Consider the following 11,618-nt stretch of genomic DNA (forward strand, 5'->3'; position numbering starts at 1 on the left):
ATCCTCAGCGGCAAAAGATTACTTGGCAAACAGGAGGCGTCCATATACGAGTTCTTTCGCCGCCCGCGCGTACGAGGTAGACGCGGGTAGTCCGGCGTAGCCGGACCGCCGGATGCGACCGGTTTTAAGCTCTCCGGCAGCCGCCGGCGCTAAAGAACTCAATTACGATCCAGCTATAAAACACGCACCAACGACACTGCGCAGAAAAGAAAAAACCGGCAAAGCTTCAAAGCCTTGCCGGTTTCAATACGCTGTGCTGCGTTAGCAGCGGTGGCAAACTACAACTGCACTTGCCCCGCCTCTTGCTGCGCATCCACCACGGCCAGCGCCGTCATGTTGACGATGCGGCGCACCGTGGCGCTGGTGGTCAGAATGTGCACCGGGCGGGCAGCGCCCAGCAGTACCGGCCCCATGGCCACCCCATTGCTGCCGGTCATCTTCAGCATGTTGTACACGATATTGCCCGTGTCCAGGTTGGGCGTGATCAGAAGATTTGCCGGCCCCTTGAGTGTCGAATCGGGGAATGCCTTGAGGCGGATTTTTTCAGACAGCGCCGCGTCAGCATGCATCTCGCCGTCCACCTCGAGGTGAGGGGCGCGCTCGGAAATGATTCGGCGCGCCTCGGCCATTTTCCTGGACGACTCGGTAACCCGGCTGCCGAAGTTCGAGTGCGAGAGCAATGCGATTTTCGGCATTACCCCAAAGCGCAACACCTCGGCCGCCGCCAGGATTGTCATGTCGGCGATTTGCTCGGCGGTAGGGTTCTCATTGACATGAGTGTCGCAAATGAACAGCGTCTGCTCGGGCAGCATCAGTACATTCATGGCTGCATAGCCATGCGCCAAATCGCTTAAGCCAATGACCTCGTCAACATAGCGAAGCTGATTATCATAACGACTGGCCACGCCGCAAAGCAGGGCGTCGGCGTCTCCGCGTTGAAGCAGCATTACGCCGATCAGCGAATTGTGCTTGCGCACCATTGCCTTCGCGATTTCGGGCGTGACGCCATTGCGGCCCTGCAGCTTGTAGTATCCGCTCCAGGTTTCGTTGAAGCGTTCGTCGTCTTCCGGGTTGACCACTTCGATGTTCTCGCCGATAGCCAACCGCAGGCCGAATCGCTTGATGCGCATCTCGATGACGGCGGGGCGTCCGATGAGTATGGGCTGCGCGATTTGCTCGTCCAGCACGACTTGTACGGCGCGCAGCACGCGCTCGTCTTCGCCGTCGGCATAGATGACCCGTTTGGGTGCATCTTTGGCCTGCATGAACAGCGGCCGCATGAGCTGGCCTGTGTGGTAGACCAGGCTCATGAGCTTCTGGCGGTAAGCCTCGATGTCGGCGATGGGCCGACTTGCCACGCCGGAGTCCATGGCCGCCTGGGCCACCGCGGGGGCAATCTTGACGATCAGTCGCGGGTCGAACGGCTTGGGGATGATGTACTCGGCGCCGAATGTCAGGTCTTGGCCTGCATAGGCGTTGGCCACTTCGTCGTTTTGCTCTGCTTCGGCTAGCTCTGCGATGGCGTGCACGCAGGCCAGTTTCATTTCCTCGTTGATGATGGTGGCGCCTACGTCGAGCGCACCGCGGAAAATGAAGGGGAAGCACAGGACATTGTTGACCTGGTTTGGATAGTCGGAGCGCCCGGTGGCGATGAGGCAATCAGGGCGCGCCGCCTTGGCCAGCTCAGGGCGGATTTCAGGTTCCGGGTTGGCCAAGGCCAAGATAAGCGGCTGATCAGCCATGGTCTTGACCATCTCGGGCGTAAGCACGCCGGGCGCCGAAACGCCCAGGAATACGTCGGCATCCTGGCAAACGTCGCCTAGGGTGCGAGCAGTGGTTTTTTGAGCGTAGGCCGCCTTGGTCTGCTCCATGTTCTCTTCGCGGCCCTCGAAGATCACGCCGCGCGAGTCGACCACGAAAATATTGTTGCGCGGCACGCCCAGGCTGACCAGAAGGTTCAGGCAGGCGATGGCGGCCGCACCTGCGCCCGAGCAGACGAGCTTGACCGTCGTGATGTCTTTGCCGACTACCTTCAGGCCGTTGAGAATGGCGGCGGCCGAGATAATGGCGGTGCCGTGCTGGTCGTCATGGAAGACGGGTATCTTCATGCGCTCGCGCAGCTTCTTTTCAATGTAGAAGCACTCGGGCGCCTTGATGTCTTCCAGGTTGACACCGCCCAGAGTGGGTTCCAGCGCGGCGATGATGTCGACGAGTTTGTCCGGGTCGTTTTCATTGAGTTCGATGTCGAAGACATCGATTCCGGCAAACTTCTTGAACAGGCAGCCCTTGCCTTCCATGACAGGCTTGGCGGCCAGCGGTCCGATGTTGCCCAGGCCCAATACCGCCGTGCCGTTGGTAATGACACCCACCAAGTTGGCGCGTGACGTATACATGGCTGCGGCTTCATCGCCGCCCTGATAGATGGCCATGCTGGCCGCCGCGACGCCGGGCGAATAGGCCAAAGAAAGATCGTCCTGGTTCGCCAGTGTCTTGGTGGGCGTGACCGAAATCTTGCCCGGAATAGGGGACGAATGATAGTCCAGCGCCAGTTTTGAAAGGTCCGCGTTGGCATCCATGGTGAGTGTGACTCCTGTTTTATTCAAGTAGTAAGTGTACTGCGTGATAATGTAACCCGCCGAGTGTTAGTTATCGTCAACGCTTTTGGGTCTATAGGCAAAACCCGCTGGGTTTCACGTTACACAATAGGGGTTTGTGGGTATACTATCCGTACTACGGCTGATCACAAGGCGTCGTACACGTTGCCTTCTGCCCCCCGCTATCCGCTAACCGGTCCGGCCGTGTCGCGGAAGGTTGTCCTGCATCATAACGAGTGAGACACTCGGATAGGTGAAGCGTTTATATGTCATCGGAAATAGAACTTTTAACTAACTCTTATCTTTTTGGTAGCAACGCCCCATATGTAGAGGAACTCTACGAATCTTATCTGGACAATCCCGGTTCGGTTTCAGAGCAATGGCGCACCTACTTCGATCAGCTCCAGCATCAGCCTGCCACTGACGGCCAGGAAACCACTCGCGATCAGGCTCACGCCCCCATCGTCGAATCTTTCGCACAGCGCGCCAAGTCCAATGCGTTCGTCGCCCGTTTGCAAGAGCCCGATCTCGCGGTTGCGGGCAAGCAGGTGTATGTCCAAACCTTAATCGCTGCATACCGCACCCTTGGTGTGCGCGTTGCCGATCTCGATCCGCTCAAGCGCCAAGAGCGCCCAAGCATCCCGGAACTCGATCCCGCCTTCTATGGCCTGACCGAAGCCGATCTGGACCAGGTCTACGCCGCTACAAATACGTATTTCACCAAAGCCGACACCATGACCATGCGCGACCTGCTCAAGGCGTTGCGTGATACGTATTGCCGCACGGTTGGCGCCGAGTTCATGCATATCTCCGATCCGGCCGCCAAGCGCTGGATCCAAGAGCGCCTGGAATCCAGTGTTGGCGTCCCGGCATTCTCCACCGAACGCAAAACCCGCATCTTGCAGCAACTAACCGAAGCCGAAGGCCTCGAACGTTATCTGCATACCAAATACGTGGGGCAAAAGCGCTTCTCGCTCGAAGGCGGTGAAAGCTTCATCGTCTCGATGGACGAGGTCGTGAACCACGCGGGCGATAACGGTGTGCAGGAAGTCATCGTGGGCATGGCCCACCGCGGCCGCCTCAATATGCTCGTCAATATCATGGGCAAGATGCCCAGCGACCTGTTTGCCGAGTTCGAAGGCAAGCACAGCCAGGCGCTTACCGACGGCGACGTCAAATACCACAACGGTTTTTCCAGCGACCTTTCCACGCGTGGCGGCCCGGTTCATTTGTCCTTGGCTTTCAACCCGTCCCACCTTGAAATCGTCAACCCGGTGGTAGAGGGCAGCGTTCGCGCCCGCCAAGACCGCCGCGCAGATGCCGACGGCAGCCAGGTTCTGCCGGTGCTTGTGCATGGCGACGCGGCCTTCGCGGGCCAGGGCGTGGTCATGGAAACCCTTAACCTGGCGCAGACGCGTGGTTACGGCACCGGCGGCACGGTGCACATCGTCATCAACAACCAGATCGGCTTCACCACCTCCGATCCACGTGATACCCGCTCCACGCTGTATTGCACAGACGTGGTCAAGATGATCGAAGCGCCTGTGTTCCATGTTAACGGCGACGATCCCGAGGCGGTTGTCTACGTTACCCAACTGGCGCTCGACTATCGCCGCGAATTCAAGCACGACGTCGTCGTTGACATCGTCTGTTTCCGCAAGCTGGGCCACAACGAACAAGACACCCCCTCGCTGACCCAGCCGCTGATGTACAAGCGTATCGGCCAGCACCCGGGCACTCGCAAGCTCTATGCAGAAAAGCTGGTGGCGCAAGGAGTCATGAGCGAAGGCGAACCCGACAACCTCGTCAAGGGCTATCGTCAGCTCATGGAAGACGGCAAGCGCACTGTGGAGCAGGTGCTTACCGACTACAAGAACAAGTACGCAACCGACTGGACGCCATTCCTGAACGCCAAATGGACAGACCACGCCGACACAGGCGTGCATCTGTCCGAGCTTACCCGCATCGGCGAAAAGCTCACCACCGTACCCGAAGGGTTTACGGTGCACCCATTGGTCAACAAGCTGCTCAACGACCGGCTCAAGATGGCTCGTGGCGAAGCCAGGCTCGATTGGGGCATGGGCGAACACTTGGCATTCGCCACGCTGGTGGCGTCCGGCTATGCCATACGCATGACCGGACAAGACTCCGGTCGCGGTACCTTTACTCATCGCCATGCGGTGTTGCACGACCAGAAGCGCGACCGCTGGAACGACGGAGCCTACATTCCGCTGCAGAACGTATCCGAGAAACAGGCTCCGTTCACGGTCATCGATTCGGTGCTTTCCGAAGAGGCGGTTCTGGGCTTTGAATATGGCTATGCCACCGCCGAGCCCAACACCCTTACCATCTGGGAGGCTCAGTTCGGCGATTTCGTCAACGGTGCTCAGGTCGTAATCGACCAGTTCATTTCGTCGGGTGAAGCCAAGTGGGGCCGTCAGTGCGGTCTTACCCTGATGCTGCCGCACGGCTACGAAGGTCAGGGCCCCGAGCACTCGTCCGCACGCATCGAGCGTTTCCTGCAGCTTTGCGCCGACAACAACATGCAGGTGGTGCAGCCCACCAACGGCTCGCAGATCTTCCACGTACTGCGCCGCCAGATGATTCGGCCGTTCCGCAAGCCCTTGGTCATCTTCACGCCCAAGTCGCTGCTGCGCAACAAAGACGCCACGTCGCCGCTCGCCGATCTGGCCGAGGGACAGTTCCAGCTCGTCATTGGCGAACAAGACGACACCATCGACGCCGCGGCAGTCAATCGCGTGCTCGTGTGTTCGGGCAAGGTGTACTATGACCTGGTCCACGCGCGTGCCGATGCGGGTCGTTCCGACATTGCCATTTTGCGCATCGAGCAGCTTTATCCGTTTGCTCACAAGGCTTTCCAGGCCGAGCTGCAAAAATACGCCAACGCCAAAGAAATCATTTGGGTGCAGGACGAACCCCAAAACCAGGGGCCCTGGTTTTATATTCAACATCATTTGTACGAGAATATGGTTGAAGGTCAGCGCTTGGGCTATGCCGGGCGCAGCGCCTCGGCCTCGCCGGCGGTGGGCTACTTGGCCAAGCACCAAGAGCAGCAGCGCAGCTTGCTCGAGCAGGCCATGGCTGCCAAATACAAAGGCTTCATGCTGACCAAATAACGAACATTTATCTTTACGGAAAAACACCATGGCAATTACTGAAGTTCTCGTACCAGAGCTTTCCGAGTCTATCTCCGAAGCCACGCTGCTCAACTGGAAGAAGCAGCCTGGCGAAGCCGTTGAGGCCGACGAAATTCTCATCGAAGTTGAAACCGACAAGGTGGTGCTTGAAGTGCCCGCCCCGACGTCGGGCGTCCTGAGCGAAATCGTTAAGGCTGACGGCAGCATGGTTACCTCGGGCGAAGTGCTGGCCCGAATTGATACGGAAGCCAAAGCCACCGCGGCGCCTGCCGCGCCCGCGCCGGCGGAGGCTCCGGCGGCCGAGACCCCGCCTGCCGCCGCGGCTGCTCCAGCGTCGGCGCCGGCTTCGGCCATCGCTTCACCCGCCGCGGGCAAGATTCTCGCCGAGAAAGGCATCGATCCGGCCAACGTTGACGGTACCGGCCGTGGCGGTCGCGTCACCAAGGGCGACGCGCTGGCCGCCGACACCGCGCCCAAGAAGGCTGTTGCCGCACCCGCCGCCCCAACGCTGTCCCTCGATGGACGCCCCGAGCAGCGTGTGCCCATGAGCCGCTTGCGCGCTCGTGTGGCCGAGCGCCTGCTGCAGTCGCAGGCCGAGAACGCCATTCTCACCACGTTCAACGAAGTCAATATGCAGGGCATACTTGATCTTCGCGCCAACTACAAGGACAAATTCGAGAAAGAGCACGGCGTCAAGCTGGGCTTTACCTCGTTCTTCGTCAAGGCGGCCGTGGCTGCGCTCAAGAAATATCCTGTGGTCAATGCCTCGGTCGACGGCAAAGACATCATCTACCACGGCTATTTCGATATTGGTATTGCCGTGGGCAGCCCACGAGGCCTGGTGGTGCCTATTCTTCGTAACGCCGATCAGCTTTCCATCGCCGAGATCGAAAAGCAGATCGCCGACTTTGGGGCGCGCGCCCGCGACGGCAAGCTGACACTCGAAGAGCTTACCGGCGGTACGTTCTCCATTTCAAATGGGGGCGTGTTCGGCTCGATGTTGTCCACGCCCATCATCAACCCGCCTCAATCGGCGATTCTCGGCATCCACGCCACCAAAGAGCGGGCTGTGGTTGAAAACGGCCAGATCGTCATCCGTCCGATGAACTACCTGGCCCTGTCTTACGATCACCGCATTATCGATGGCCGCGAGGCTGTACTGGCCCTGGTCGCCATGAAAGAAGCGCTGGAAGACCCGCAGCGCCTGTTGCTGGACATCTAAGCACCCGCAACTTTCACCACCATGCCCGGCCTCATGTATCCCTGTCCAAGCGTCGACGCCTGCGTCGGCGGGGCCAGGGGGCTTGGGCGGTCGCATCCTATTTCATTGAGTACATAAAATGGCTAAACAATTCGACGTAGTGGTAATTGGAGCCGGCCCCGGGGGCTATATTGCCGCCATTCGAGCCGCGCAATTGGGCATGTCTGTCGCGTGTATCGACGCGTGGTCCACCAGCGACGGCAAGCCGGCGCCCGGCGGCACCTGCACCAATGTGGGATGCATCCCGTCCAAGGCGTTGTTGCAATCGTCCGAACATTACGAGCAGGCCGGTTCGCACTTCGCCGAGCACGGCATCGAGGTCAAGGGCCTGGGTCTAAAACTCGACACTCTAATCGGGCGCAAAGACACCGTCGTCACGCAAAACAACGACGGCATTCTTTATCTGTTCAAAAAGAACAAGGTTACTTTCTTCCACGGCAAGGGTTCTTTCGTAGCCCAGGTCGACGGTGGATGGTCGATTAAGGTTTCGGGCACTTCAGACGAAGACCTGGTCGCCAAGCACGTGGTCGTGGCCACGGGCTCTGCTCCGCGCGAGTTGCCCGGTTTGCCGTTCGACGAAAAGAAAATTCTGTCTAACGATGGCGCGCTGCGCCTAACTGCAGTGCCCAAGAAAATGGGCGTTATCGGCGCCGGAGTCATTGGCCTGGAGCTTGGCAGCGTCTGGCGCCGTCTGGGCGCCGAGGTTACCATTCTGGAAGCCATGCCCGATTTTCTACCCGTGGCCGATCAGCAGGTAGCCAAAGAAGCGCTTAAGGCGTTCACCAAGCAAGGTCTCAATATCCAGACCGGCGTCAAGATCGGCGAGGTCAAGACCACATCCAAGGCAGTAACCGTACCCTACACCGATGCATCGGGCGCCGAACAGTCAATGGCCGTTGACAGCCTCATTGTTTCCATTGGCCGCGTTCCTCATACCGATGGCCTCGGTGTTGAAACTGTCGGCCTGAAACTGGACGAACGCGGCTTCATCGTGGTGGACGACGACTGCCGTACGAACTTGAACAACGTCTGGGCCGTCGGAGACGTCGTGCGTGGTCCGATGCTGGCGCATAAGGCCGAGGAAGAAGGCGTGGCGGTGGCGGAAAGCATCGCGGGCCAGCACGGCCATGTCAACTATGCCGTCATACCCAACGTGCTTTATACGTCGCCCGAGATTGCCTGGGTGGGGCGTAACGAGCAGCAGCTCAAGACAGAAGGCGTGGCCTATAAGGCCGGAAGCTTTCCGTTCATGGCCAATGGTCGGGCGCGCGCGCTGGGCGATACCACTGGTTTCGTCAAGGTGCTTGCCGATGCCAAGACAGACGAAGTTTTGGGTGTCCATATCGTCGGACCCATGGCATCTGAATTGATTTCTGAAGCGGTCACCATTATGGAGTTCCGCGGTGCTGCCGAAGACATCGCTCGCATCTGCCATGCTCATCCGACTTTGTCCGAGGCCATGAAGGAAGCTGCTCTGGCGGTCGACAAGCGCACTCTCAATTTCTAAGGCGCGACTCATCGTCAACAGCAGAGCAAAAGGGGGCATGCCGCCCCCTTTTCTTTCTTATAGGTTCCATCTTTAATGAATGTTCGTGAATACTATCATCAGGCGCTCGAAGAGCGGGGTTACCAGCCTGATGAGGCGCAAATGGCGGCAATAGAACGCTTGCAGGCGTTTTATGATGAATGGGTGTTGTACAAGCAAGCCCGATCTTCGCCGCTGCGCAAGCTGTTCAAAAGACCGGACATTCCTCGTGGCGTCTATATGTGGGGCGGCGTAGGGCGCGGCAAGAGCTTCCTGATGGATGCCTTTTTTCAAACCGTGCCGCTCAAGCGCAAGGGACGCCTGCATTTTCATGAGTTCATGCGCGGTGTTCATCGCGAGCTGGGCCAGGTCAGCGGCCAGGCCGACCCGTTGGACGAGGTCGCGCGCCGCATCGCCAAGCGCTACCGTCTGATCTGCTTTGATGAATTCCACGTCTCCGACGTGGCCGATGCCATGATTCTGCATAGGCTGCTGTTCAAGTTGTTCGAGCATGGCACATCGTTCGTCATGACCTCCAACTACGAACCCTCGGGCCTGTATCCAGACGGCTTGCACCGTGACCGCATCTTGCCCGCGATCAAGCTCATTTACGACAGGCTTGACGTCCTCAACGTGGATACCGGCGTAGACTACCGGCGCCGCACGCTTGAACAAGTGCCTTTGTACCTGACGCCCATCCGAAAGGATACCGATGAGCAATTGCGGGTGGTTTTTGATCGACTTGCCGATACTGCGGCGCTAAAGCCCGTGCTTACGGTCGAGAACCGCGAGCTGAAAGCCATTGCGCTAAGCGGCACGGTGGTGTGGTTCGACTTCGCCACCTTGTGCGATGGGCCGCGTTCGCAAAATGACTACCTCGACCTGGCCAGTCGTTTTCAAGCCGTCATTTTGTCCGATGTTCCCAAGATGCAAGCGCGCGATGCTTCTGCTGCAAGACGCTTCACCTGGCTGATCGACGTGTTCTACGATCACAAGGTCAAGCTGGTGATGTCAGCCGAATGCCCCGCCGATGAGCTCTATACTGACGGCCCGATGTCCAACGAGTTTCATCGCACAGTGTCGCGCATTATCGAGATGCAGTCGCGCGAATATCTTGAATCCGAGCGCCGCGAAACGGCCGACCTGTAAACCTTGACAGCTTCATACCTATGACTACCCGTGTACTGACCGGCATTACCACCACCGGTACGCCGCACCTGGGCAACTACGCCGGGGCGATCCGTCCTTCGATCGAGGCCAGCCTGCGGCCCGATGTCGATGCCTTTTATTTCATGGCTGACTATCATGCGTTGATCAAGTGCGATGATCCCCAGCGTGTTGCACGCTCGCGGCTCGAGATTGCGGCCACTTGGCTGGCCGCCGGCCTTGACCCTGACAAAGTCACGTTCTATCGCCAGTCCGACGTGCCTGAAATACCGGAGCTGTGCTGGATGCTTAGCTGCGTCACCGCCAAGGGCCTGATGAATCGCGCGCATGCCTACAAGGCTTCCGTGGACCAGAATACGGCCAAAGGTGTAGAGCCGGATGACGGCGTCACCATGGGCCTGTTTTCGTATCCCGTACTGATGGCCGCAGACATTCTCATGTTCAATGCGCACAAAGTGCCTGTGGGTCGCGACCAGATTCAGCATTTGGAAATGGCCCGGGATATCGCGCAGCGTTTCAATCATCTTTACGGGCGGGGCGAAGACTTCTTCGTGTTGCCCGAAGTTCAGATAGACGATGACGTGGCTACGTTGCCCGGCCTGGATGGGCGCAAGATGTCCAAAAGCTACGACAACACCATTCCGCTTTTCGACGGAGGTGAAAAGGCAACGCGGGCGGCGGTAATGCGCATCGTCACAGATTCGCGGCAGCCAGGCGAGCCCAAGGATGCCGAGGGTTCGCATCTGTTCACCCTCTATCGGGCGTTCGCCGGGGCCGAGCAAAGTCTCGCGTTTCGGCGCGCACTTGAAGAAGGTCTGGGCTGGGGCGATGCCAAGCAACAGCTGTTCGAGCTTATCGAGCAAGAGGTCGGCCCGATGCGGGCTCGTTACGACGAGCTCATGGCGCATCCGGATCGCATCGAAGACATTCTTCAGGCTGGCGCGCTCAAAGCACGCGAACTGGCGGCGCCATTGATGGAGCGTTTACGCGAGGCGGTGGGCTTGCGCAGTCCGCAAGCCACAGGCGCGCCCAAGGGCGTGGCCGCGAAGGCGTCGGCCGGCAAGAACGCCCGTTTCGTCAGCTTCCGTGACGACGATGGTCGCTTCAGGTTCCGCCTGCAGGACGCTGACGGAAGCGACGTGTTCCTTTCTGAGCCGTTCGACGATCCCAAAGCGGCCGGCATGATGATCAAGCGCCTGCAGCAGGGTCTGCCCGCCGAGGCCGTGCAGCATCGAGAAGGCTCAATCGAACTGACGTTTGATGGCGTCGTGGTATGCCGCCTGGACGAAGCGCGGTTGCAAAAGGTGCATGCGACGCTGGCTCAGCTTTAGCGAGCCCTGCGCACACGCTTTTCATCGTCGGTGAGGCGTGCGCCCAAAATACCTTGCATCAAGCGGAACACGGCTGGGCGAGAATCCCAAGGTCTTTGCACAGGGCAAGAATCTGGTCGACTGTGTCGCGCAATACCAATATGGTCTGGAAGTCGTGGGTATAGCTTTGCCCGAACTCGATCAAGCGGTATTTGGGGTGATGGGCGAGCAACTGTTCGTCGAGCCAAGCGAAATAATCCATGACGGTTTCAAACTCGTTGTCCTCGTATGGATATTCGGGCAGCGCAGGCGTTTCGAAAGCGGCTATCACCTGCTCGTGCAGCTCGTCAACCGTGTCCGAGACGGCAAAATAGTCTTCCAGCTCGGTGAAGATCACAAAAGCCGTGACCCCCGCCGGGTCGTATTGCTCTATTTGCGAGGCATCCTCGCCATAGTTGTCGGCGAGGGTGCGGGCGGGCTCTTGCCTGGCCTGCATGCACAGCAAGACGATGGCTTCCACCTCGTGCGCGTCAAGGTCGTGGCAGCTTAGCAGTTCGACCAGCTTGGCGAGCTTGTGCTGGATATCTTCCTGTTCCACGCGCG

General features: G+C 58.9%; 7 protein-coding genes. 5 read left to right on the top strand and 2 right to left on the bottom strand.

Translation table 11 applies throughout. The annotated features are described in order from the left end of the window. Window positions 1-278 precede the first annotated feature (278 nt). Window positions 279-2,576, bottom strand: coding sequence for an NADP-dependent malic enzyme (locus ACIY1O_RS14080; RefSeq protein WP_397475731.1), 2,298 nt, complete (start codon window positions 2,574-2,576; stop codon window positions 279-281). 284 nt (window positions 2,577-2,860) lie between these two features. On the opposite strand from ACIY1O_RS14080, the gene ACIY1O_RS14085 reads away from it, so the two are divergent. From ACIY1O_RS14085 to ACIY1O_RS14105, 5 genes are all read left to right on the top strand, one after another. Then, entirely contained in the window at window positions 2,861-5,731 is a 2,871-nt protein-coding gene (locus tag ACIY1O_RS14085) for a 2-oxoglutarate dehydrogenase E1 component (protein ID WP_397475732.1), read from the top strand. Window positions 5,732-5,759: 28 nt separating this feature from the next. Further along, window positions 5,760-6,974 (top strand): 2-oxoglutarate dehydrogenase complex dihydrolipoyllysine-residue succinyltransferase, encoded by a 1,215-nt coding sequence (gene odhB, locus ACIY1O_RS14090; protein WP_397475733.1) that lies wholly within the window; start codon window positions 5,760-5,762, stop codon window positions 6,972-6,974. Window positions 6,975-7,092: 118 nt separating this feature from the next. Next, window positions 7,093-8,520, top strand: a complete 1,428-nt coding sequence (gene lpdA, locus ACIY1O_RS14095) for a dihydrolipoyl dehydrogenase (protein WP_397475734.1) — start codon at window positions 7,093-7,095, stop codon at window positions 8,518-8,520. A 75-nt stretch (window positions 8,521-8,595) separates the two neighbouring features. Continuing rightward, window positions 8,596-9,687, top strand: a complete 1,092-nt coding sequence (gene zapE, locus ACIY1O_RS14100; RefSeq protein ID WP_397475735.1) for a cell division protein ZapE — start codon at window positions 8,596-8,598, stop codon at window positions 9,685-9,687. Between the two features lie 20 nt (window positions 9,688-9,707). Then, complete coding sequence (locus ACIY1O_RS14105; protein ID WP_397475736.1) at window positions 9,708-11,036, top strand: tryptophan--tRNA ligase; 1,329 nt, start codon at window positions 9,708-9,710, stop codon at window positions 11,034-11,036. A gap of 58 nt (window positions 11,037-11,094) precedes the next feature. Here the strand turns inward: ACIY1O_RS14105 and ACIY1O_RS14110 are convergent, their stop codons facing one another. After that, window positions 11,095-11,613, bottom strand: a complete 519-nt coding sequence (locus ACIY1O_RS14110) for a hypothetical protein (protein ID WP_397475737.1) — start codon at window positions 11,611-11,613, stop codon at window positions 11,095-11,097. Between the last annotated feature and the right edge of the window lie 5 nt (window positions 11,614-11,618).

Origin of the sequence: Pusillimonas sp., from assembly GCF_044464525.1 — a bacterium.
Taxonomy (GTDB): domain Bacteria; phylum Pseudomonadota; class Gammaproteobacteria; order Burkholderiales; family Burkholderiaceae_B; genus Pusillimonas.

Bases quoted from the DNA above. Each gene is read 5' to 3' on its own strand.
- ACIY1O_RS14085 (WP_397475732.1), top strand. From the start codon at position 2,861: ATGTCATCGGAAATAGAACTTTTAACTAACTCTTATCTTTTTGGTAGC.
- ACIY1O_RS14080 (WP_397475731.1), bottom strand. From the start codon at position 2,576: ATGGATGCCAACGCGGACCTTTCAAAACTGGCGCTGGACTATCATTCG.
- ACIY1O_RS14105 (WP_397475736.1), top strand. From the start codon at position 9,708: ATGACTACCCGTGTACTGACCGGCATTACCACCACCGGTACGCCGCAC.
- zapE (WP_397475735.1), top strand. From the start codon at position 8,596: ATGAATGTTCGTGAATACTATCATCAGGCGCTCGAAGAGCGGGGTTAC.
- lpdA (WP_397475734.1), top strand. From the start codon at position 7,093: ATGGCTAAACAATTCGACGTAGTGGTAATTGGAGCCGGCCCCGGGGGC.
- odhB (WP_397475733.1), top strand. From the start codon at position 5,760: ATGGCAATTACTGAAGTTCTCGTACCAGAGCTTTCCGAGTCTATCTCC.